Origin of the sequence: Devosia sp. SD17-2 (genome assembly GCF_029201565.1) — a bacterium.
GTDB lineage: Bacteria > Pseudomonadota > Alphaproteobacteria > Rhizobiales > Devosiaceae > Devosia.
In genome coordinates, this window is sequence record NZ_CP104002.1 from 3,460,310 (window position 1) to 3,480,267 (window position 19,958).

General features: G+C 63.7%; 23 protein-coding genes and 1 riboswitch. Of the genes, 8 read left to right on the forward strand and 15 right to left on the reverse strand.

Annotated elements, in window-relative coordinates; all coding sequences use genetic code 11:
* The first annotated feature begins 3 nt into the window (after nucleotides 1–3).
* On the forward strand, nucleotides 4–726 hold the full coding sequence (locus NYQ88_RS16985) for a cobalt-precorrin-6A reductase (protein WP_275652288.1): 723 nt from the start codon (nucleotides 4–6) through the stop codon (nucleotides 724–726).
* On the opposite strand, the gene NYQ88_RS16990 is transcribed toward NYQ88_RS16985, so the two are convergent.
* On the reverse strand, nucleotides 666–1,133 hold the full coding sequence (locus NYQ88_RS16990) for a cobalamin biosynthesis protein (RefSeq protein ID WP_275652289.1): 468 nt from the start codon (nucleotides 1,131–1,133) through the stop codon (nucleotides 666–668). The two genes, NYQ88_RS16985 and NYQ88_RS16990, sit on opposite strands and share 61 nt — an antisense overlap.
* A 278-nt stretch (nucleotides 1,134–1,411) precedes the next feature.
* Between NYQ88_RS16990 and NYQ88_RS16995 the strand changes: the two genes are divergently transcribed.
* Together NYQ88_RS16995 and NYQ88_RS17000 are read left to right on the forward strand one after the other, a co-directional pair.
* Nucleotides 1,412–2,308: a cation diffusion facilitator family transporter gene (locus tag NYQ88_RS16995; protein WP_275652290.1), complete on the forward strand. Its 897-nt coding sequence runs from the start codon at nucleotides 1,412–1,414 to the stop codon at nucleotides 2,306–2,308.
* A 41-nt stretch (nucleotides 2,309–2,349) separates the two neighbouring features.
* Nucleotides 2,350–2,829, forward strand: a complete 480-nt coding sequence (locus NYQ88_RS17000; protein WP_275652291.1) for a hypothetical protein — start codon at nucleotides 2,350–2,352, stop codon at nucleotides 2,827–2,829.
* A 227-nt stretch (nucleotides 2,830–3,056) separates the two neighbouring features.
* On the opposite strand, the gene cobO is transcribed toward NYQ88_RS17000, so the two are convergent.
* The 8 genes from cobO to NYQ88_RS17040 all read right to left on the reverse strand — a co-directional run bounded on the left by cobO (nucleotide 3,057) and on the right by NYQ88_RS17040 (nucleotide 11,488).
* The gene (gene cobO, locus NYQ88_RS17005) at nucleotides 3,057–3,698 is read right to left on the reverse strand and encodes a cob(I)yrinic acid a,c-diamide adenosyltransferase (RefSeq protein ID WP_275652292.1); all 642 of its coding nucleotides are present in this window, start codon (nucleotides 3,696–3,698) and stop codon (nucleotides 3,057–3,059) included.
* On the reverse strand, nucleotides 3,695–4,261 hold the full coding sequence (locus NYQ88_RS17010; protein ID WP_275652293.1) for a hypothetical protein: 567 nt from the start codon (nucleotides 4,259–4,261) through the stop codon (nucleotides 3,695–3,697). Before NYQ88_RS17010 ends, cobO begins: the two co-directional genes overlap by 4 nt.
* Nucleotides 4,258–8,145 (reverse strand): cobaltochelatase subunit CobN, encoded by a 3,888-nt coding sequence (gene cobN, locus NYQ88_RS17015; protein WP_275654943.1) that lies wholly within the window; start codon nucleotides 8,143–8,145, stop codon nucleotides 4,258–4,260. Before cobN ends, NYQ88_RS17010 begins: the two co-directional genes overlap by 4 nt.
* Nucleotides 8,145–8,588, reverse strand: a complete 444-nt coding sequence (locus NYQ88_RS17020; protein ID WP_275652294.1) for a hypothetical protein — start codon at nucleotides 8,586–8,588, stop codon at nucleotides 8,145–8,147. The genes cobN and NYQ88_RS17020 overlap by 1 nt, the downstream gene beginning before the upstream one ends.
* On the reverse strand, nucleotides 8,585–9,634 hold the full coding sequence (gene cobW, locus NYQ88_RS17025) for a cobalamin biosynthesis protein CobW (protein WP_275652295.1): 1,050 nt from the start codon (nucleotides 9,632–9,634) through the stop codon (nucleotides 8,585–8,587). The genes NYQ88_RS17020 and cobW overlap by 4 nt, the downstream gene beginning before the upstream one ends.
* Nucleotides 9,631–10,365 (reverse strand): CbtA family protein, encoded by a 735-nt coding sequence (locus NYQ88_RS17030; RefSeq protein ID WP_275652296.1) that lies wholly within the window; start codon nucleotides 10,363–10,365, stop codon nucleotides 9,631–9,633. The genes cobW and NYQ88_RS17030 overlap by 4 nt, the downstream gene beginning before the upstream one ends.
* A 30-nt stretch (nucleotides 10,366–10,395) precedes the next feature.
* Nucleotides 10,396–10,578, reverse strand: a complete 183-nt coding sequence (locus NYQ88_RS17035) for a CbtB-domain containing protein (protein WP_275652297.1) — start codon at nucleotides 10,576–10,578, stop codon at nucleotides 10,396–10,398.
* A gap of 21 nt (nucleotides 10,579–10,599) precedes the next feature.
* Nucleotides 10,600–10,817: riboswitch (cobalamin riboswitch) on the reverse strand.
* 20 nt (nucleotides 10,818–10,837) lie between these two features.
* Nucleotides 10,838–11,488 carry a hypothetical protein gene (locus tag NYQ88_RS17040; protein ID WP_275652298.1) on the reverse strand — a complete coding sequence of 217 codons (651 nt, stop codon included), beginning with the start codon at nucleotides 11,486–11,488 and terminating at the stop codon, nucleotides 10,838–10,840.
* Nucleotides 11,489–11,590: 102 nt separating this feature from the next.
* Here NYQ88_RS17040 and NYQ88_RS17045 point away from each other — a divergent pair, with 102 nt between their 5' ends.
* Nucleotides 11,591–11,842, forward strand: a complete 252-nt coding sequence (locus NYQ88_RS17045; RefSeq protein ID WP_275652299.1) for a DUF2164 domain-containing protein — start codon at nucleotides 11,591–11,593, stop codon at nucleotides 11,840–11,842.
* 71 nt (nucleotides 11,843–11,913) lie between these two features.
* Nucleotides 11,914–12,270, forward strand: coding sequence for a DMT family protein (locus NYQ88_RS17050; RefSeq protein ID WP_275652300.1), 357 nt, complete (start codon nucleotides 11,914–11,916; stop codon nucleotides 12,268–12,270).
* 22 nt (nucleotides 12,271–12,292) lie between these two features.
* On the opposite strand, the gene NYQ88_RS17055 is transcribed toward NYQ88_RS17050, so the two are convergent.
* The 3 genes from NYQ88_RS17055 to NYQ88_RS17065 all read right to left on the reverse strand — a co-directional run bounded on the left by NYQ88_RS17055 (nucleotide 12,293) and on the right by NYQ88_RS17065 (nucleotide 14,574).
* The gene (locus NYQ88_RS17055; protein ID WP_275652301.1) at nucleotides 12,293–12,709 is read right to left on the reverse strand and encodes a hypothetical protein; all 417 of its coding nucleotides are present in this window, start codon (nucleotides 12,707–12,709) and stop codon (nucleotides 12,293–12,295) included.
* Nucleotides 12,628–13,479 (reverse strand): hypothetical protein, encoded by an 852-nt coding sequence (locus NYQ88_RS17060; protein WP_275652302.1) that lies wholly within the window; start codon nucleotides 13,477–13,479, stop codon nucleotides 12,628–12,630. The genes NYQ88_RS17055 and NYQ88_RS17060 overlap by 82 nt, the downstream gene beginning before the upstream one ends.
* Before the next feature lie 117 nt (nucleotides 13,480–13,596).
* Nucleotides 13,597–14,574, reverse strand: a complete 978-nt coding sequence (locus NYQ88_RS17065) for a zinc ABC transporter substrate-binding protein (RefSeq protein WP_275652303.1) — start codon at nucleotides 14,572–14,574, stop codon at nucleotides 13,597–13,599.
* A gap of 169 nt (nucleotides 14,575–14,743) precedes the next feature.
* Between NYQ88_RS17065 and NYQ88_RS17070 the strand changes: the two genes are divergently transcribed.
* The 3 genes from NYQ88_RS17070 to NYQ88_RS17080 all read left to right on the forward strand — a co-directional run bounded on the left by NYQ88_RS17070 (nucleotide 14,744) and on the right by NYQ88_RS17080 (nucleotide 16,936).
* Entirely contained in the window at nucleotides 14,744–15,559 is an 816-nt protein-coding gene (locus NYQ88_RS17070) for a metal ABC transporter ATP-binding protein (protein ID WP_275654944.1), read from the forward strand.
* Between the two features lie 155 nt (nucleotides 15,560–15,714).
* Nucleotides 15,715–16,533: a metal ABC transporter permease gene (locus NYQ88_RS17075; RefSeq protein ID WP_275652304.1), complete on the forward strand. Its 819-nt coding sequence runs from the start codon at nucleotides 15,715–15,717 to the stop codon at nucleotides 16,531–16,533.
* A complete protein-coding gene (locus NYQ88_RS17080) occupies nucleotides 16,523–16,936 on the forward strand; it encodes a Fur family transcriptional regulator (protein ID WP_275652305.1) in 414 nt (137 codons plus the stop codon). Before NYQ88_RS17075 ends, NYQ88_RS17080 begins: the two co-directional genes overlap by 11 nt.
* Before the next feature lie 6 nt (nucleotides 16,937–16,942).
* Here the strand turns inward: NYQ88_RS17080 and NYQ88_RS17085 are convergent, their stop codons facing one another.
* The 3 genes from NYQ88_RS17085 to NYQ88_RS17095 are packed head-to-tail and all read right to left on the reverse strand — an operon-like array spanning nucleotide 16,943 to nucleotide 19,886.
* The gene (locus NYQ88_RS17085) at nucleotides 16,943–17,320 is read right to left on the reverse strand and encodes a GFA family protein (RefSeq protein ID WP_275652306.1); all 378 of its coding nucleotides are present in this window, start codon (nucleotides 17,318–17,320) and stop codon (nucleotides 16,943–16,945) included.
* A gap of 43 nt (nucleotides 17,321–17,363) precedes the next feature.
* Nucleotides 17,364–17,936 carry a 16S rRNA (guanine(966)-N(2))-methyltransferase RsmD gene (rsmD, locus tag NYQ88_RS17090; protein WP_275652307.1) on the reverse strand — a complete coding sequence of 191 codons (573 nt, stop codon included), beginning with the start codon at nucleotides 17,934–17,936 and terminating at the stop codon, nucleotides 17,364–17,366.
* 3 nt (nucleotides 17,937–17,939) lie between these two features.
* The gene (locus NYQ88_RS17095) at nucleotides 17,940–19,886 is read right to left on the reverse strand and encodes a pseudouridine synthase (RefSeq protein ID WP_275652308.1); all 1,947 of its coding nucleotides are present in this window, start codon (nucleotides 19,884–19,886) and stop codon (nucleotides 17,940–17,942) included.
* Between the last annotated feature and the right edge of the window lie 72 nt (nucleotides 19,887–19,958).

The following is a 19,958-nucleotide window of genomic DNA, read 5'->3' on the forward strand; positions in this document are numbered from 1 at the left end:
GCCATGAAAATCCTCATTCTGGGCGGAACGACCGAAGCCCGGGAACTTGCCAATCGCCTCGTCGCGGACGGACACGACGTCATTACATCTCTCGCCGGCAGGACGCGTGACCCCAAACTGCCGCAGGGCGGCATTCGTATGGGCCGGTTCGGCGGCATTCCGGGCCTTGCGGCTTATCTCAACGCGGCAGGTATCGAGGCGCTGGTGGACGCCACGCACCCCTATGCCGGGCAGATTTCGGTGAATGCGGTTGCGGCTGCGGAGGCCAGCGGCGTTCCGCTGGTGCGGGTGATGCGTCCAGGCTGGGAGCCCCTGCCCGGCCAACGCTGGACAATCGTCGATACCCTGGCCGAAGCGGCGCTGAGCCTGCCCACCGGGGCCGAGGTGCTGCTGACGACCGGACACAGCGGACTCGGTCATTTTCTCGAGCGGGACGACTGCCATTTCATCGTGCGGCTGATCGAACCGCCCGAAATGGAGCTGCCGAGCCACGCCGAGCTGCTGCTCAGCCGTCCGCCCTATGGCGTCGACGGCGAAATCGAGCTCATGCAGCGCAGGAGCGTGACCCATTTGGTCACGAAGAATTCGGGCGGAGGGCAGACGGCCGGCAAGCTCGAGGCGGCCCACAAACTGGGCGTGACGGTGATCATGATCGGGCGTCCGCATTACGGGCCTGCGCTGGAAGTGGCGAGCGTGGACGCGGCGGTGGACGCGCTGGGGTTGTAGGCAAGACGCGCCAAGGCGCAGGTGGCGCCGGCGGAGGCAGACTTTTCGGCGAGCAACGGCCCGTGCGACTGTGCGGCGGCTTCGGCGACAGCAGGCACGCCGAAGAGGCGCGCCACCTTTGCCGATGGATTGGGGACATGGCGCGCAAACGCACCTGCATCGGCCGCGCGCAGATCAACGCCAAGCAAGGATGCGGCACCAAGAATGCCGGGGTGATTGAGCTTGTCGGGGTGGGTGACGCAGAAGGCGATCGACTGCGGCTGGAACCCGTGCCGCGCGAGGCAGGCCGTTACGAGCGCAAGGATTTCATCGGCACCGGCATCGCGACGCGCACCAAGGCCGACGATAATATCGGGCCTATTGAAGTGATCCAGAGTGGGCGCGAGCCCGGACGTCCAAATAGTCATCTTCGCCTCGCTGCTACGAGGCAGGTTCGCTCAAAAGCCGGAGCAGCTTCCGGAATTGGTCCCGCAATTGGGTCGACCGCACCGGAGTCTGTTTCATTCCGTCGGGGGAACGCTGCACTGTTTTCTTTCTAGGGCGCGGAAAGCACGTGGTCAATCAATGGCTTGCGCGGCAGATCGCCCCGATGGAAATGCTTCTGAAAATCGTTCGCAAATTCAAGGGGTTGATGGAATCCGGACGAGGGTCTATGGCCAGAGATCAACAGCGAGCGGAGCCAGCAATGGCCATCACGAACAAGACCCTGGCCGTGGCCGCGGCCAGCCTGGCTGTCGGCCTTATCGTCCTGGGAATCAAGTTTTTTGCCTGGCGGCTGACAGGGTCGATCGCACTCTATTCGGATGCGCTGGAGTCCATCGTCAACGTGGTCACGGCTCTCGTGGCGCTCGTCGCCGTGCGTTTTGCACAGCGGCCTGCTGACGCAGCCCTGCCCTATGGCTATCACAAGGCCGAGTATTTTTCCGCCGTGGTGGTGGGGGTGATGATCATCATCGCTGCCATTCTGGTTGGTCGCGAAGCCTATCTGGGTTTTCTCGCACCGAGCCTGCCCGAAGCGCCGATGGAGGGTATCGCCCTCAGCCTTGTGGCGACGCTCATCAATCTCGCCTGGGCACGTGTGCTGATCCGCCAGGGGCAAAAGGCACGTTCGCCGGCGCTCGAAGCCGACGGCAAGCATCTGATGACCGATGTGGTTTCCACCATTGGCGTCGTGATCGGACTTGGGCTGGTCTATCTGACGGGCTTTGCGCTGCTCGATCCGCTGCTGGCGGCGCTTGTGGCGCTTAATATCCTGTGGTCGGGCTGGGGCGTCATCAAGGACAGCGTTGGCGGGCTGATGGACGTGGCCGTGGCCAAGGATACCCAGGCGACCATCCGTGAGGTGATTGCGCGCAATGCCGATGGCGCCATCGAGGCGCATGACATTCGCACGCGGCAAGCCGGCAAGCTGACCTTTATCGATTTTCACCTGGTGGTGCCGGGCGCGATGAGCGTCGACGAGGCGCATGGGATCTGTGACTGCATCGAGGCCAAGCTGCGCGAAGCGGTGAAAGATGTTCAGATCACCATCCATGTCGAGCCCGAGAACAAGGCCAAGCATTCCGGGATCGTGGTGGTCTGAAGGCGCTTGTCCGAACGGCGCGACGCAGGCAGAATCGGGCCATGCGTCTTATCTCACTTCTTTTCGCCGTCATCGCCCTTGTGGCTCCTGCCAATGCGCAGGAGTGGGGGCGCTATGACAATGACCGGTTTGGCTATTCCATCGCCGTGCCGCCCGGGTTTGTTGGCCAGGGCCAGAGCCAGAATGGCGACGGGCAGGAATTTGTGCTGCCGGGACGGGTGACGAGCCTGACCGTCTGGGGCGGACTGACGGGCGTCGTCCATAACGGGTTTGAGGTTATGGCGGAGGCCAGCATCGGGCACGATACCGATGAGGGCTGGAACATCACCTATCGCGTGACGACGCCGAAATGGGCCAGCTGGAGCGGCACAAAGGGCGGAAACATCCTTTATCGGCGGATGGTGCTGCTCTGTGATGGCAGCGCCTATGCGGCGTTTGAGATGAAGTATGGGCAGATTGACCGGCCGAGCATGGACCCGGTGGTGGAGCGGCTAGTGGAGTCGCTTCGGGGGGATTGCTGAGGTTTCTGGGGCCTGCCGAGCACCCCCTCCTAACTAGCCATTCGAGCATAGCTCTCATGGCCTTCTCACCTAAAATCGCTCCACCGGAGCGATTTTGCCTTCGGCCGTTTCAAAGCCTCTGAGGAAGGGGGAGGGACAGATCGCGTTTGGGGCATTGTCGGCGGTCAGCCACGATGGGCCCCTCCCCCTTATTCAGGGGGAGGTCGGGTGGGGGTTGTCTCCCGCTCCTAAAACTCGATGCCCTTCTGGGCTTTTACGCCGGCGCGGAAATGGTGCTTGATCTCGGTCATTTCGGTGACAAGGTCAGCGATTTCGATCAGTTCATCCTTGGCGTTGCGGCCGGTGACGATGACGTGCTTTTCGGCCGGCTTCTGCTGGAGGAATTCGACGACCTCTTCGATGGGAAGATAGTCATATCGCAGGCAGATGTTGAGCTCGTCGAGCAGGACCATGTCGTAGCTCGGGTCCATGATCAGAGCCTTGGCCTGCTCCCAGGCCTTGCGGGCAGCGGCGAGGTCGCGCTGGCGGTCGGCGACATCCCAGGTAAAGCCCTCACCCATGGCGTTGATGGTCACCTGATCGGGGAACTTGTCGAGCACGGTGCGCTCGCCGGTGTTCCAGACGCCCTTGACGAACTGTACAACGCCGACGCGCATGCCATTGCCCAAGGCGCGGAACACCATGCCGAAGGCCGCAGTGGACTTGCCCTTGCCCTTGCCGGTGTGGATGACCAGCAGGCCTTTTTCCTCGGTCTTGGTCGAGAGGATTTTATCGCGCGCGGCCTTCTTTTTCCGCATTTTTTCGGCGTGATAGGCATCGCGCTCGGCCTCGGACATAAGATCCGTCTTCTTGAGGGGCTTATCGGTCATTGGAGGCGCTCCGCGTGTTCGATGATCAATTGGGCCGCGCGTTCGGGCGGCAGAATGGTGGTGTCGAGATCGAGCCGGTTCGGGTGCTCGATCCGCAAGATGGGACGACGCTGGCGGACGAGGGCGGCGCCGGCGGCATCGGTCATCTTGAGACGTTCCTCACGCTCGGGGCTCGGAATGCGTTCGTCGTGAGCCGCACCCGACGCCGTGAGGATGACGGGGATGAAGGTGGCACCGCGTTTTCGCGACACTTCAAGCACCTCGGCAAAGGCCTCGTGGTCGAGGGGATCGTCTTCCATCAGGGCATTTGTGAGCACGAAGCTGGCGTCGGGGCGGGCGATCTCGGTCATGGCCCGAAGCGCCTCGCGGCGGATGGTCATGATGATGTCCCAGGCGCTGTCGGGGATGGGAGAAGTGCCATCCTCGCGGATCAGCGAGAAGACGATGTTATTGGCCAGATGATTGTCGAAGAGGCGCGCCTCCGTGATGGCGCAGATCTCCTTGGCGATCGTGAGCTTGCCGACGCCATAGTGGCCGATGAGATAGATGATGGTATTGTTCATGCTTCCCCCTCGAGGAAAGCATAGACGGAGTTGGAACGGGGCGACCAGAGACCGCGCTGCCGGGCGTCGCGGAACTTTTCGATGAGCTCGTCATAGCCATAGCGATTGACCGATTTCAGCCAGTCGCGGATGGCGTCGTTTTCGACGAAGGCTTCGAAGGCGAGATCAAAGTGGTGGGTTTTCACCGCGCCGGTGGTGGCGGCGTAGGCGAACATGAAATCGACCGTGGCAATGATTTCGAAGGCGCCGCGATAGCCGTGGCGCTGCATGCCGGCGATCCATTTTGGATTGACGACGCGGGAGCGCATGACGTGGGAGATTTCCTGTTCCAGCGTCCGGATTTTTGGGGTTTCCGGGCGGGAATGGTCGTTGTGATAGGCGGCAGGCTTGTGGCCGGAAAGGGTTTCGGCGGCGGCGGAAAGGCCACCCTCGAACTGGTAGTAATTGTCGCTGTCGAGGAGGTCGTGCTCGCGATTGTCCTGATTGTGGAGGACCGCGTCGATCTGGCCGAGGCGGGCGGCGAAGCGGTCCTGGAGGGGGATGCCATCGGCCTTGGCGCCATAGGCATATTGCCCCCAGCGCAGGAACTGGTTGGCAAGATCGGCCTTTTCGGACCAATTGCCGTTGTCGATCAGCTGGCCGAGACCGGCGCCATATGTGCCCGGTTTTGAGCCGAAAATACGCGCGCCAGATTCGAGGGAGGCCTCGGCCTCGGATTTTCCGGCGGCCATGAGGCCAAGGGCTTCGGTGCGCATGCGGGCGGCGATGGGGTTGTCTTCCTCCGGCTCGTCGAGCGCACCGACGGCGCGGATGGCGCGATCGAACAGGGCGATCTGGGCCGGGAAGGCGTCGCGGAAGAAGCCGGAAATGCGCAGGGTGACGTCGACACGCGGGCGGCCGAGTTTTGCCAGGGGCACGATTTCATAGCCGGAGACGCGCAGAGAGCCCGGATCCCAGGTGGGTTTCGCGCCGATGAGCGCGAGGGCCTGGGCGATGTCATCGCCGCCGGTGCGCATATTGGCCGTGCCCCAGACCGACAGGGCCACGGATTTGAGATAATGCCCGTGGTCCTGGAGGTGGCGGAGGACGAGGCTTTCGGCGGACTTTTTGCCGAGTTCCCAGGCGCTGGGCGTGGGGACGGCGCGGGCATCGACGGAATAGAAATTTCGCCCGGTGGGCAGGACATCGAGCCGGCCACGCGAGGGCGCGCCGGATGGACCGGGGGCGATGAACTTGCCATCGAGACCGGCAAGGAAGGCCGCCATTTCGGCGGGGCCGGACGCGGCGAGGCGCGGCAGGATCAGGGTTTTTACCGTGTCGAGGACGGCGCTTGTGGCGGTCCACTCGGGGGGACAGGCCAGCGTGCCAGTGACGAGGTCGGCGGCGAGGGCTTCGAGGTGCTCGAGGATGTCGCCGATGGTGCGGGGTTTGGAGCGCTCAGACCCCCACCTAGCCTCCCCCTGGGAGGGGGAGGGACTGGCCGGTGAAACCGGCATGATCTGGGGCCCGGTCCAGGGGGTGCCGAGTTCGGCGGTGAGGGGATCGACGCCGAGTTTGAGGTCGTCGGCTAGGGCGCGGATGAGGGAGTTTTCGGCAGGGCTGTCGCCGCGGGTAATGCGGGCAAGGGCCACGGCGAGATCGCGCTGGAGAGCACCCTCGGGCGACTGGCCGAAAATGTGGAGGCCATCGCGGATCTGGGCTTCCTTGAGGTCGCAGAGGAAGTTGTCGATCTTGATGAGCGCCTCGGTCTCGTCCTCGGGCAGGACGATATCTGTGTCGAGGCGGCTGTCCCTGGTGAAATCGAGAATGCGGCGCTTGAGATCGGCCAGGCGCCGGCGATCCATGCCGGAGGCAGCGTAATATTCGTCGAGCAGCGCCTCGAGGTCCTTGAGAGGACCATAGGTTTCGGCGCGAGTGAGCGGGGGCACGAGGTGGTCGATGATGACCGCGCCGGTGCGGCGCTTGGCCTGGGTGCCCTCGCCCGGATCGTTGACAATGAAGGGATAAAGATGGGGCAGCTGGCCCCAGAGCGCGTCGGGATAGCAATCGGCGTCCAGCGCCGTGGCTTTGCCGGGCAGCCATTCGAGCGTGCCGTGCTTGCCATTGTGCACAAGGGCATGGGCGCCGAACTTGTGGCGCAGCCAGAGATAGGCGGCGATATAGGCGTGGGGCGGGACCAGCGCCGGATCATGATAGCTCTCGGTTTCGTCAAGCTGATAGCCGCGCGCAGGCTGGAGCAGGAGCACGATATTGCCGAAGCGGTGCGCAGGGAGGTGGAAGGCGCCGTCGCGGATGAAGGGATCGGTCGCGGGATCGCCCCAACGGGTGGTGACGGCCTCGCGGGTTTCCTCGGGCAGCGCTGCGAAGAGTTCGGCATAGCGCGCGAGTGGGAGGATGGCAGCGGAAGTGCCGCGCTGGGGATTGGCGTTGGTGGGGCCGGACTGAAGGAGATCTATCAGATTGGCGGAAGTGGAGGGGAAGGCCCCCTCACCCGTCGGCTGCGCCGCCGACCTCTCCCCCGAAGGGAGAGGTGAAGACAGATCGTAGCCGGCGCGCTCGAGCTCGGCGAGCATGCGGACGGTGCTTTCGGGGGCGTCGTAGCCGACGCCGTTAGCGAGGCGACCGTCGCGGATGGGGTAATTGGCGAGGACGAAGGCCACGCGGCGCTCGGCGCGCGGGGTGGCGCGGAGGATGGCCCAGTTCTTGGCCAGCTGCACCGCGCGGGATATGCCGGAGGCATCGGGGGCGTAGGCGGTGAGCGGGCACTGGGTGCGCTCGTGCCAGACGGCGTCAGCCTTGTGACCCACCAAGAGCCCGCCGATGCGGCCATCGACTTCGGGCATGACGAGATACATCGCCATGTCCTTTGACGAGAGGCCCTGGCTATCGGCGGCCCACTGAGCCTCAGAGCGACCGGACTGGATCAGCTGGATGACCGGCGCATCGGTGCCGGCGAAGGGATTTGATTTCTCGTCGAGATCGGCGATCCCTAGCGCGAAGGCGGTGAGATTGAGAATGGCCGCGGGCGGGAAGGCGGCGATCGCGTTCTGGACGAAGCGGACGCAGGCGGCTTCCTTGAGGGAGGAAACGAGCAGCGGCACCGGGGCGAGGCCCTGGGCTTCGAGCTCGGCAATGAGGGCTTCGAGCGTGGCGGTGCCGGCGCCTTCGAGGGCGGCGCGGTAGAAGAGGATGGGGGTGTAGGCGCTACCGGGCTCCGCCTGAGAGGGGGAGGAGCCGGCCGGTGGGCGTTGGTGCAAAGCCCGCAAACCGGCTTCGTCGGTCATGCCAGATGTGGGGTGCCAGAGGCCGAAGCGGGGGAAGGGCTTAGGGGTGGTATTGGAGAGCAAGGCCCCCTCACCCGGCTGCTGGGCAGCCGACCTCTCCCCCTCAGGGAGAGGTGAAGAGGCGCCGAGCGCCTCGAATGCGGCGAGGATCGCGTCGGCGTTGGCGGGGCCGCCGGCGACGAAGAGGTGGTGGAGGGCGAGCCAGTCGTCGGGGTGAATGGTTGAGCGGGACTGCAGGATCGGGTCGGGATTGGCGTCGCCCGGCAGGAGGGCGAGCGGGATCTTGCGGTTGGCGCAGAGGGCGGTGATTTCGTCGACGCCATATTGGAAATAGGCGGCGCCGCCGATGAGGCGGAGGACGACGAGGCGCGCATGGGAGGCGGTCTGGTCGAGCCACATGTCGACCGAGAGATTGTTGGCGAGGCGCAGGAGATTGGCGAGGCGGAGTTCATCCTCCCCTGCTCGATCGGCGGCAGCGGCCAGCATGGCCAGTTCGCTATCGGCGGAGCTGGCAAAGATCAGCGCGCCGGGGCGCTGGGCAAGGTCAATGGCCTCGCCTTCCTGCTGGATGGCGCCGGCCTGGGCGGAGAGGAGATGCATCACGACGGTCTTTTACGAAATGGAAGAGCGGTCGCCGTCAGCGCTATGGCGCCAGCCCAGGCGCCAAGCGCTGTGATCGGCATGGCTACAGTCAGCCGGTTCTCGAAGGTCGAGACGACGATGATGATGCCCAGCACACCGCTGATGGCGCCCAGGCCAAGGCAAAGCGGGATGAGTTTTGCAGGGCTCCAGTGGCTCACCGCGGGATAGACTGCCCAATAGGCGAAGGCGGCCAGCATGGCCGGGACGAGGCCGAAGAGATAGCCGAAGCTGAGGATGACGAGGGAGAACTCAGGGTCAGCGAGAAAAACTTCATCCGGGGGATCGGCGAGAAAAAGCCCGCCGACGCCCAGGATGGTGCCCACCAGGGGGCCTAGAAACACAATCGCCGCGAGGCGCGTGCCGCTTGGCCGGTTGTCGGCCCTGGTGGGAGTTTTGGTCACGCTGCGGCCTGATGCAGGCTTGCTGTGATCGCAGCGCGGTCAAGCGGGCTTTCGCCAATGACAACAAGCGCGGTTTCGCGCACTTCATCGGCCTTCCACGGGCGGTCGAAATAGGCGGTGACGCGTGGGCCGACGGCCTGGATGGCCAGCCGCGCGGCAGCGCCGGGAACGGCGGCAAAGCCTTTCAGACGCAGGACATCGTGGGCCTTGATGGTGTCGGCGATGACGGCGAGCAGCTGATCCTTGCCCTCGATCGTGGGCAGGTGGATCGAAAAACTGTCGAAATCGTCGTGCTCGTGGGTCTCGCCGCCGTGCTCGAGCTCGTGATGGCTGGGGCGATTGGCGATGTCGTCTTCCGAGCCCATGCCCATGCCGAGCAGCGCGGTGATATCGACATGGCCATTGGCGGCACGGACGATGCCGACGCCGGGGCGCAGTTCGGCGCGGATATTGGCTTCGACCTTTTCGAGCATGGCGGCATCAACAAGGTCGGTCTTGTTGATGATGATCATGTCGGCGGCGGAGAGCTGATCTTCAAACAGTTCGCCGAGCGGGGTCTCGTGATCGAGCATTTCGTCCTGACGGCGCTGGGCATCGACGGCGGCTTCGTCGGAGGCAAAACGGCCTTCGGCAAGGGCGGCCGCGTCGGCGACGGTGACGACGCCATCAATGGTGACCTGGGCCTTGATTTCGGGCCAGTTGAAGGCGCGGATCAGCGGCTGCGGCAGGGCGAGACCGGAGGTTTCAATGATGATGTGATCGAACTTTTCCTCGCGGGCGAGCAGCGCCTGCATGGTGGGGATGAACTCATCGGCCACGGTGCAGCAGATGCAGCCATTGGAGAGCTCGACCATATCCTCTTCGCGGCAGGTCTCGTCGCCGCAACCGGCCAGGATATCCTTGTCGACGCCGAGATCACCGAACTCGTTGATGATCAGCGCTATGCGCTTGCCCTTGGGGGCATGGGCCAGCATGTGGCGGACCAGCGTGGTCTTGCCGGCACCGAGGAAGCCGGTGATGACGGTGGTGGGGATCTTTGCGGTCATGCGAGGGCTCCAGTGCGAACGCCAGTACGGGCGGCGCGATAATCATTGAACCAGCCAAAAGCGAGGCCGAGGGCGACCCAGAACAGGGCGCCGTTGAAGAGGACAGCCGAGACAAACTCGGCAGTGAGACGCGGCGGAACGCCGGACGGATCATCGGGGGCGACGGGCGCCTGGATGAGATGGGGCAGGATGATGAGCGCCACCGCCACGGCAAGAGCCCAGGGCGCGCGGAATTTTGCCACCAGCACAAGGGCCGCGCCGGTCGAGACGGCAGCGCCTGCCCACCACAGCTGGCGGGCAAAAGTATCGGCCACAGGCATGCCCGGCATGCCGGGCGGCAGGCCCAGCGCTGGCGCGAGGGTAAAGGCGGCAAAACCACCGAGCCCCCACAGCAGGCCATTGGCGAAAGTGATGGGGATGTTGAACAGCACCGAGACCGCGCCAAGGATCAGCGCATAACCCGCGGCCATCAGGAGATTGGCGAAGATGGTGTAGGCGGTGCGCTCAACGCCATCCTGCGGGGCCCATTCGTCTTCGTCGTGGGAATGAGCTGGCACTGCCGCAGCACTCGTGTCGGCGGCAGCCTCCTCGTGGTGGTGATCGGCACCAGAGCCTTCATAGGCTTCGGCGGCAAAGATCAACGGGGTGACGCGCCAGGCCTGGAATGCAGACGTGACAAGGCCAGCACAAAGCGCTGCGACAAGCGCAGCGTAAAACAGATTGCGGAACATTTTTGTCTCTCTAAAGCCCGAACCGCTGCCTTAGTGGCAGGGGAAGCCCATGGCGTGGCGGGTGTCGTGTGCGCCGTTGTGCAGGCGATAATCGCCAGCAAAACCGGTGCCGACGAGCAGCGTCGTGCCAAGGAACAGGGCAAGCAGCCCGGCCATGAGGCGCTGGGACAGCGAGAGAGAGGACAGGGAAGAGGAAACAGTGGTCGTGGTCATGCAGGCACCCTCCGTGCGCAGGATTGATCGGCGTGTGTCGGCAGGTCTCCTGGCTGGCGGTGAGTAAAGCCCCCTCGCCTTCCCGGCGCCGATTGGCGCCAGTGGCGAAATGAGGGGGCGCACCGCTTACAGTTGCGGGGGCAGCCACGGAATTGGTCCCTTATGGGTACGCCGCACCGTGTTCCCTTTTGATCCCCTTGTGCCCTTGCACGCGGGGAACCGTCACAACACAACCTCTACGCCCTTGGAGGGCGCGGGGTCAATATTCCGGCAGGGGTATGTGATCGGGCCAGGGATAACCGACGCTGACATGGGTGACGCGCGTGCCGATCTCATCGAGCAGCGGCATGTCGGAGTTGAGCTCGATATCGCCGGCCACCGAAGTGGTATCGATGGTCTCGGGGTAGTCATCGGCAGGCGAGAAGCGGTAGCCGACATGACAATTGGGATCGGGCTCGAAGAGATTGCCGACTTCGATCCAGGCGTAGCCGCCGTAATCCCACCAGAAGCCGCCGAGCTTGAAGGGCTGGCCATTGAGCGCCTCAACCTCGTCGATGCTCATGCCGACCCGGACGCCGCCCGGAGCGACCTGGCTTGGAGACAGGTCTATATTGCTGGGATAGGCGAGGTTTTCCTCATCGTACCAGAGGACTTCCATCTTGCGGGTGGGATCATCGGGATAGATCGTCGTGCCGAGCAGCTCCATGCCTTCTGGACCGTAAATGGTGCCGGTGACGACATTGTCGGCGCCAAAGTGCTCCCGCAGCCGTGCATCGGTGGTGTCGGCGCCGAAAATACCTTCGCAGAGGAACTGCTCAGCCGGAGGGGATTTGGCCTTGTCCTTGGCGGCGGACGGCTGGACGGCAATGAGAACGGCGCTCAGCGCCAAAAGTCCGATGCGGACAGGCATGATGATCAATCTCCCCCTGGATGCGGCCATTGTGTCGCAAGCAAGGACCGCCTGCAATCAACGACTCAGCTTATGAACGGGGGGTGAAAGAAGGATTTTGCGATGAAGCCGATCAAGTTCGACCGCGATGAAACCAAGGCGATCGTCGCCGAGATCCAGGACTATTTCCGCGTTGAGCTGGACCAGTCGATCGGCGCCATTCCGGCCGAGATGCTGATGCAGTTCTTCGCCGACAAGATGGGCGCCTATTACTATAATCGCGGCCTGCACGACGCCCAGGCGCTGGTGCGCAAGAAGATCGACGACGTCAGCGACGATATCTTCTCGCTCGAGCAGCCAACGAAGGTGCGCTGAGACGCGCGCGCCCACTTCCGCCGAACCACGTTCACGGCTAAATCAGGCTGTCTCGTCTTGAGGAGGAAGCCTTGGGCTTCAACTTTGCCACGCTGGCCCCGATCGGGCTGCTGATTGCGTCCAATCTGTTCATGACCTTTGCCTGGTACGGGCACCTCAAATTCCCCAGCGCAACGCTGTGGGTGGTGGTGCTGATCAGCTGGGGCATTGCCTTTTTTGAATATTGGCTGGCGGTGCCGGCCAACCGGATCGGCTATGGCGTCTATTCAGGGGCCGAACTCAAGACCATCCAGGAGGTCATCTCCCTCTCGGTCTTTGTGCTGTTTGCCGTGTTCTATCTCGGCGAGAAGCTGACCTGGAACCATGGCATCGGCTTTGCGCTGATCGCGCTGGGCGCCTTCTTCATCTTCAAGGGGCCGCTGAAATAGCGACCCCTCTTGTCTCGTGCGGTCAGTGCTCAGCGAGGACACCGCCCACGGCAACAAGACTTGAGGGCGCGCCACCGAGGTCGATGGCACCGGTGAGCTCAAAGGTATCAAGATTGAGCTTGTGGACCTTACCAGCGGCCGGATCGGACACCAGGAGCGCGTCCCCTGCCTGCGCCAGGCGCGGCAAGGGCGCGCCATGCCCGCCGTCGGTCGCGTAGGGCTCGGTCACCTGGACCGAACGCTTGAGCTGAGCGGTGACGACGTCAAATTCATGCACGGAGCCATCGGCGAGAAGCAAATAGGCCAGGCGAGAATTGCTGCCATTGAGGATGAAGTGGATACGGTGGCCCGGCAAGTCTATGACGCGGATCGGGTTTTCGGCATCTGGCTCAATGAGCGCGATGGCGCGGGCGCCGTAATTCGCGAGAAAAAATTCCATCGTCTCCCCGCCCAGGAGCGACCCGACACGGCTTCCTGCAGGCCGGCCGAAGACAGGAACGTGACCTCAGACCCACCGCCACGGGCAATCAACACACCGTCCGAACACCCGAAGGCAATAAGGCGGCCTGATGTGGCTTCTCCATGGACGTCGGCGCATTGATCAATGGTTGCGGTGAGCGTGCCGTCTGCATCGAATACGAGGAAGCCGGAAGGCAACCGCCCTTCTTCATCCGAGGGGCGGGTCACAATTGCACCGCCGTTAGATGGGACGGCCACGCCATGGTGCGGCGTGCCGATGTCGAACGCGCTGATCTCGGACTTTCCGGAGAGCCAGTTGCGCTCGGAGAGAATGCTGGCCTTGCCAGAACCATCGAAATAAACGGCGAGATGACCGGCATGCTCGACGAAATGAGTGGGTTTCTCGCCTTCAATTGCAAGATCGAGGGGCGCGGGCGCAGAAATCTTGAGGTCGCTATGATCCCCGTGATCGTCGCGCTCGATGCCGGAGAAAAAGGCATCGACGCGGTTGGCATTGCTTTGAACAGCAAAAATTGCCTGTCCTGACTGGCTGGCATAGAGCGTGGCGGGCGCAGTGACGTCAAAGGTTTCGAGAGTTTCGCCGGTTTCAAGTTCGATGACCGAAACCGTCGGCACAGCGCTGTAGGCGACAAAGAGACGCCAATGGGAATGATGATGATGATCTTCCCCATGAGCGGCCGAGATCAACGAGGAGCTGACGAGAAGAGCAGTTAAGGTGAGCAGGCGCATGGATTCTCCGATATGTTAGAACATAACAAAATGGGCGAAATGGACGTGACGAGGCAGGCCCCAAAAGGAGCCCGCACCTCCCTCCCGCCGGGCGGCAAGAGGGAAGATCGAAGCAGATCAGTTCAGGCAGTCAGCGATATCGGTAGCAAGGGTCCGGAGGAGTTCGGCATAAAGACCGGGGCCTTCGCTGAGCGCGCTGCCTTCGGGATCAAGCGTGCCCACTTTGGCCTCGGTGCCTTCGACGATGGTGTTGACGATGGCCGGCTGGAAATTGGGCTCCGCAAAGACACAGGTGGCGCCCAGCTCGGCAACCTTGGTCCGCAGTTCATCAATGCGCCCTGCCCCCGGCATGGCTTCGGGAGAGACTGTTACCGTGCCAGCCAGAGTGAGGCCGAAGCGGGCCTCGAAATATTGGTAGGCGTCGTGGAAAACGACAAAGGGTTTTGCCGCGACCGGCTCGAGGATGCCGGCGATCTCGGCGGTAAGGGCTGAAAGCTCGGCCCGGGTGGCCTCGGCATTGGCGGCGTAGATTGCGGCATTGTCCGGATCGGCGACGCTCAGCTCGGCAGCGATATCGGTTACCATGAGCGCCGCGTTTTCGGGATCGAGCCAGAAATGGAGATCGGACGGTTCGTGATGGTCGTGCCCATCGTCATCATGGGTGTGCTCGTCATGTGAATGGTCGTCATGATCGTGGTCATGGCCTTCATGGTCGTGGGCATGGTCATGCGCCTCGAAAGCGCCGCCCTCGCGGACCGGCAGAAGCTTTATGCCGTCAGCTTTGCTGAGTTCGATGATTTCGGCATTGCTGGAAAGGGTTTTGAGGGCATCGGCCAGGAACATCTCGAAACCGGGGCCGGTCCAGAAAACAATGTCCGCACTCTCAAGCGCTGCCGCATCCGAGGGCCGGAGAGCGTAGTCATGCGGCGAGGCTGCACCCTTGACGAGGAGGATCGGCGCGCCGGTGTCGCCCATGACTGCGGCGACAAGGGAATGGATGGGTTTTGTGGAGGCGACGACATTGGGCGCGGCTATCGCGGTGCCGGCCATAAGCAGCGTGGCAGCGGCGGCGAAGGAGAAGGCGGTTTTGTGCATCGTCTGGCCTCTGGAGGAAAAGTCAGCGTGATATGTTATGTTATTACGCTTGCCGGAGTGTTATGCTATAACGTATTGAAATGCGTCAAGAGAGGTTTTGCGGAAAAGCGCAGTGCGCATTTTCCGGTGCCTCGTCTCCACCCGGCGCTCCAAGGATAGCTCAGCCGCAATGCACGATCATCGCCACAGGGAAAATCTGATCAGCCTGAAAAATGCCGGAGTGCGGCGTGGCGGGCGCGTCTTGGTGGAGGGTGTCGACCTGTCGATCGCCCGTGGCGAAATCCTTACGCTGATCGGCCCGAACGGGTCGGGCAAATCGACGACCGCCAAAATGGTGACGGGCGTTATCAAGCCGGATATGGGCCAGGTTGAGCGCAAGGCCGGGCTGACCATTGGCTATGTGCCGCAAAAGCTCGCCATCGACTGGACGCTGCCCCTCACGGTCGAGCGGCTGATGAATTTGACCGGGCGTTTTCCGAAGACCGAAATCGCGGCGGCGCTGGAGGCCGTTGGTGCGAGCCGCCTGCTACATGCAGCGGTGCAGGAATTGTCGGGCGGCGAATTCCAGCGCGTGCTGTTTGCACGGGCGATGATCCGCAAGCCGGATCTGCTGGTGCTCGACGAGCCGGTGCAGGGCGTCGATTTTTCGGGTGAAGTGGCGCTCTATCAGCTGATCCGCGAGATCCGCGACACGACCGGCGCCGGCATCTTGCTGATCAGCCATGACCTGCATGTGGTGATGGCCGAGACCGACACGGTGATCTGCCTCAATGGTCACGTCTGCTGCCGGGGCACGCCGAGCACCGTCAAACGCGATCCGGCCTATCTGCGCCTTTTCGGCGAAAGGGCGCATTCGGCGCTGGCGATCTATCAGCATCACCATGACCACGAGCACCATGACGATGGCTGTGTGGTGGGAGCGGAAGACGGGCATGAGCATGCGCACCACCATCACGACCATGAGGGGCACAGCCATGCGAAGTGAGGCGACGAGTCTGGTGACCAAGGCCCCACCCCACCCTCATTCCCTCCCCATCAAGGGGAGGGAGGCGCAAGCACGACCTTCTCAGCTCCATCGTCTCCCTCCCCCGTGTGGGGAGGGATCAAGGGTGGGGGTGCAAGTGGAACTGGGGGCTGGCCATGTTCGGTGATTTCTTTTCGCGCGCACTGATTGCGGGCGTGGGGCTGGCGGCGGTGACGGGGCCGCTGGGGTGCTTCGTCGTCTGGCGGCGCATGGCTTACTTTGGGGATACGATGGCGCATTCGGCGCTGCTGGGCGTGGCCATCTCGATACTCCTCTCGATGAATATGACGCTGGGCGTGTTTGCCGTGGCGGCCCTGGTGGCGGGAGCGCTGCTGCTGCTGCAGAAGCAGAACACGCTGCCAACGGACGCGCTGCTCGGCATTCTGAGCCATTCCTCGCTGGCCGTGGGGCTGGTGCTGGTGGGGCTGCTGACCGGCGTGCGCATTGATCTCATGGGGTTTCTGTTCGGCGATATTCTCGCGGTTTCGACCGAAGACCTCGCTGTCATCTATGGCGGCGGCGCGGCGATCCTGTTTATGCTGTGGCTCAACTGGCGACCGCTGCTGGCGGCGACGGTGAGCCCGGAACTGGCTGAGGCCGAGGGCCTGCGCCCCGAGGTCAGCCGCATCATTCTCATGCTGCTGATGGCGAGCGTCATCGCCATCGCCATGAAACTGGTTGGCGTGATGCTGATCACTTCGCTGCTGATCATTCCGGCGGCGACCGCGCGGCGGCTAAGTTCCACGCCGGAAATGATGGCGCTTGTAGCCGCAGCGCTGGGGGCCATTGCCGTGGTGGCCGGGCTGTTCGGCTCCCGAACCTGGGACAGCGCGTCGGGCCCGTCCATCGTCGTTGCTGCATTACTGATTTTTCTTGTGTCCCTGACGGTCCCGACCGATCGTCTCTTTGGCAGGAGGGAACGCCATGGCGCATAGCCACGAGATGCCGACGGATCTGACGCGCAATCAGGAACTGGTGCTGGGCACGCTGAACAAATCCCAGGGCCCGCTCAGCGCCTATGACATTCTTGACCGGCTGCGCGATGACGGATTACGCGCGCCGCTTCAGGTTTATCGCGCGCTCGACAAGCTGGTGGACCGGGGTCTCGCGCATCGGCTGGAGTCGCTCAATGCGTTCGTGGCCTGCGCAGATGCCCATTGCCATCGCAAGGGTCTGATCGCCTTTGCCATCTGCAGCGGCTGCGGGAAGGTGGACGAATTTGCCGATCCGGTGATCGAAGGCAGGCTCGGAGAATGGGCGCAGGGCAAGGATTTCACCGTGGAGCGCACCACGATGGAAATCCGCGGCCGCTGTGCCGACTGCAAGCAGGCGGCCTGACCCGGCTCAGGGATCGCGGGGATACATGGGTATCCCCGGCAGGATCGGCAGCCAGGTTTCCCGACGGATGCACCAACCCTCGAATTGCGGCGCGAGGTTATTCGGCGCCTCATCAAGGCTCCCCAGATAGATCTCCACCTGATCGTCGCCGAAGCAGAAGACCCTGGACCCGCAAACGGGACAGAAGCATCGGCCGTCATAGGTTGAATAGGCGCCGGTCTGGGTGAATTGCGCCGGTCGCCAATCGGCGAAGGCGAGGAAAGAGGTGCCGGTGATCTTCCGGCAATCGGCGCAATGGCAAAGCCCCGATTTGAAGGGCGCGCCGCGTACCTCGTAGCGCACAGCGCCGCAAAGACAGCCACCCGAGAGTGCTTCGTTGATCATGAAATTGTCCTCCCACCGTGCGGGAGGACAAGGTGTGAGAACGTTAAAGGTTCACCGCAGCGCCAGTAAAACTGAGGAAGCGGACGGCGGCGGCGCCGTATTCGCGGGTATCTTCGAGGGTAAAGCCCTCTGGAACCACCACCGGCACATCGACCGCTTCTTCCCAGACCAGCGTCGCGCCGGACTTGAGCCAGCCATTGGCGGCCAGTTCGGTCAGGGCCTTTTCGCCCAGCTGCTGGCCGTAAGGGGGATCGAGGAAGACGAGATCGAATTCCCCGAAGGTGCCGGGTGCACCCACCCCCGTCGCATCGCGGCGCAGGAGCTTGGTGATGCCGGCAACGCCGAAGGCCTGGATATGGTCGCGAATGAGGCCACGGGCCTCGGCACCGATATCGACAAAGGTGACGTGGGCGGCGCCGCGCGAGAGCGCTTCGAAGCCCAGGGCACCTGTGCCGGCGAAGAGATCGAGCACGCGCTTGCCCTCGAGCACCGGACCGAGCCGTGAGCCGAGAATGTTGAACATGCTTTCCCGCACGCGATCGGCCGTCGGACGAATAGAATCGTCCGACGGCGAGATCAGCTGCTTGCCGCGGAATTTTCCGGCAACAATGCGCATGTCTTAGCCCCGCGGCTTACGCGGACCCGTGGGACGGGCGCCACCCGTAGGACGGGCGCCACCCGTAGGACGGGCACCGCCTGTGGAACGGGCACCACCCGTGGGACGAGCACCGCCTGTGGGGCGCGAACCGCCGGTCGGATGCTGTCCGCCCTGAGGACGTCCGCCACCACCTGCTGGCCGACCGCCACCCGAAGGACGACCGCCGCCTTCCGGGCGACCCCCGCCGAACGGGCGGCTGCCACCATCGGGACGACCGCCACCGGCCGGACGGCCGAAGGGCTTGTCGCCACGCGGCTTGCCATCAAACGGACGGCCGCCACCCGGCTTGCCGCCGAACGGCTTGCGGTCGCCACCTGGACGCCCACCTGCCGACGGACGGCCCTGCCCCGGCCGATCGTCGCGGCGCGGGCCGCGATTGTCATCAAACGAGCGCTGCGGGCGATCCCCGCGCGGACCATTGGACGGACGACCGGCGAAATCACCGCGTGCGGGACGATCACCGCCATCGCGGGGTGGACGCCCCTCGAAGCTGCGCTGCGGACGATCACCGAAATTGCCGCGGGCTGGACGGTCACCGAAACCGCCGCGAGCGGGACGATCACCGCCATCACGGGGGGGACGACCCTCAAAGCTACGCTGCGGACGATCACCGAAATTGCCGCGGGCCGGACGATCACCGAAACCACCACGAGCGGGACGATCACCGCCATCGCGGGACGGACGACCCTCGAAGCTGCGCTGCGGACGGTCACCGAAGCCGCCGCGAGCGGGACGATCACCATCCGGACGCGGGCCACGCTGCGGGCGGTCGCCGAAGGACTTCTTGTCACCATATGGCTTCTTGTCACCGTACGGCTTCTTGTCGCCATAGGGCTTCTTGTCACCGAACGACTTCTTGTCGCCGTAGGGCTTCTTGTCGCCAAACGACTTGCGGTCGGGCGCTGCGCCATCACGAGGGGGACGCGGCGGACGGGGAGCGGGCTTGCCGAAGGAGGAGATCGGCTGATCGTCGCGATCGCGACGCTGCTTGCCGGGGCCCTTGGGTTCGTATTCCTCGGGGGCGCGACCATCTTCGTCGAAGTGCACGCGGCGCGGGCGACCGGTACGCGGAGCATCGCGACCACCACGGGCAGCACGGAAATCCTCGCGCGGCGGGGGAGCCGTATCAGGCATCTCGCTGTCGAAATCGACGCCAGCGGCTTCGGCCAGCTTCTTGCCAAGCTGGTCCTTGAGCATCTTGGCGCGGACCATTTCGACGGCGCCTTCAGCCAGTTCGCCGAGCTGGAACGGACCATAGGACACGCGGATCAGGCGGTTCACCTCAAGGCCAAGCGCGCCGAGCACGTTCTTGACTTCGCGGTTCTTGCCTTCGCGCAGGCCGAGCAGCAGCCAGACATTGCTGCCCTGGGAGCGTTCGAGCGTGGCTTCAATCGGGCCATAGGTGATGCCTTCAACTTCGATGCCATCCTTGAGGGCATCGAGCTGGGCCTGGGTGACGTGACCATAGGCGCGCACGCGATAGCGACGCAGCCAGCCGGTGGAGGGCAGCTCGAGCACGCGCTTGAGGCCGCCATCATTGGTGAGGAGCAGCAGGCCCTCGGTGTTGATGTCGAGACGGCCGACAGTGACGACGCGGGGGAGGCCCTCTTCGAGCAGGGCCTCGAAAATGGTCTTGCGACCCTCGGGGTCCTTCTCGGTGACAACCAGGCCAGCGGGCTTGTGGTAGAGCCAGATGCGCGTGCCCTGACGGGCAGCGAGCTGCTCGCCATCGACAACGATCTTGTCGCGGCTGGTGACGTTAAAGGCCGGGGTCAGTACCTTCTTGCCATTGACGGTGACACGGCCAGCCGTGATCCAGCCTTCGGCGTCGCGGCGGGAGCAGAGGCCGGCGCGGGCCATGACCTTGGCAAGACGGTCAGCGATTTCGGGTTTTTCAGTTTCGCTCATGCGGACAGACTTCCATAACATGCGGGACCCATGAATGGGCGGCGCGGGGAATGCGAAAGCGGCCGGACAATT

What these genes read in the sequence shown, in the direction of transcription:
- NYQ88_RS16985 (WP_275652288.1), top strand. Translation starts at nt 4, where the DNA reads ATGAAAATCCTCATTCTGGGCGGAACGACCGAAGCCCGGGAACTTGCC.
- NYQ88_RS16990 (WP_275652289.1), bottom strand. Translation starts at nt 1,133, where the DNA reads ATGACTATTTGGACGTCCGGGCTCGCGCCCACTCTGGATCACTTCAAT.
- NYQ88_RS16995 (WP_275652290.1), top strand. Translation starts at nt 1,412, where the DNA reads ATGGCCATCACGAACAAGACCCTGGCCGTGGCCGCGGCCAGCCTGGCT.
- NYQ88_RS17000 (WP_275652291.1), top strand. Translation starts at nt 2,350, where the DNA reads ATGCGTCTTATCTCACTTCTTTTCGCCGTCATCGCCCTTGTGGCTCCT.
- cobO (WP_275652292.1), bottom strand. Translation starts at nt 3,698, where the DNA reads ATGACCGATAAGCCCCTCAAGAAGACGGATCTTATGTCCGAGGCCGAG.
- NYQ88_RS17010 (WP_275652293.1), bottom strand. Translation starts at nt 4,261, where the DNA reads ATGAACAATACCATCATCTATCTCATCGGCCACTATGGCGTCGGCAAG.
- cobN (WP_275654943.1), bottom strand. Translation starts at nt 8,145, where the DNA reads ATGCATCTCCTCTCCGCCCAGGCCGGCGCCATCCAGCAGGAAGGCGAG.
- cobW (WP_275652295.1), bottom strand. Translation starts at nt 9,634, where the DNA reads ATGACCGCAAAGATCCCCACCACCGTCATCACCGGCTTCCTCGGTGCC.
- NYQ88_RS17030 (WP_275652296.1), bottom strand. Translation starts at nt 10,365, where the DNA reads ATGTTCCGCAATCTGTTTTACGCTGCGCTTGTCGCAGCGCTTTGTGCT.
- NYQ88_RS17035 (WP_275652297.1), bottom strand. Translation starts at nt 10,578, where the DNA reads ATGACCACGACCACTGTTTCCTCTTCCCTGTCCTCTCTCTCGCTGTCC.
- NYQ88_RS17040 (WP_275652298.1), bottom strand. Translation starts at nt 11,488, where the DNA reads ATGCCTGTCCGCATCGGACTTTTGGCGCTGAGCGCCGTTCTCATTGCC.
- NYQ88_RS17045 (WP_275652299.1), top strand. Translation starts at nt 11,591, where the DNA reads ATGAAGCCGATCAAGTTCGACCGCGATGAAACCAAGGCGATCGTCGCC.
- NYQ88_RS17055 (WP_275652301.1), bottom strand. Translation starts at nt 12,709, where the DNA reads ATGGAATTTTTTCTCGCGAATTACGGCGCCCGCGCCATCGCGCTCATT.
- NYQ88_RS17060 (WP_275652302.1), bottom strand. Translation starts at nt 13,479, where the DNA reads ATGCGCCTGCTCACCTTAACTGCTCTTCTCGTCAGCTCCTCGTTGATC.
- NYQ88_RS17065 (WP_275652303.1), bottom strand. Translation starts at nt 14,574, where the DNA reads ATGCACAAAACCGCCTTCTCCTTCGCCGCCGCTGCCACGCTGCTTATG.
- NYQ88_RS17070 (WP_275654944.1), top strand. Translation starts at nt 14,744, where the DNA reads ATGCACGATCATCGCCACAGGGAAAATCTGATCAGCCTGAAAAATGCC.
- NYQ88_RS17075 (WP_275652304.1), top strand. Translation starts at nt 15,715, where the DNA reads ATGTTCGGTGATTTCTTTTCGCGCGCACTGATTGCGGGCGTGGGGCTG.
- NYQ88_RS17080 (WP_275652305.1), top strand. Translation starts at nt 16,523, where the DNA reads ATGGCGCATAGCCACGAGATGCCGACGGATCTGACGCGCAATCAGGAA.
- NYQ88_RS17085 (WP_275652306.1), bottom strand. Translation starts at nt 17,320, where the DNA reads ATGATCAACGAAGCACTCTCGGGTGGCTGTCTTTGCGGCGCTGTGCGC.
- rsmD (WP_275652307.1), bottom strand. Translation starts at nt 17,936, where the DNA reads ATGCGCATTGTTGCCGGAAAATTCCGCGGCAAGCAGCTGATCTCGCCG.
- NYQ88_RS17095 (WP_275652308.1), bottom strand. Translation starts at nt 19,886, where the DNA reads ATGAGCGAAACTGAAAAACCCGAAATCGCTGACCGTCTTGCCAAGGTC.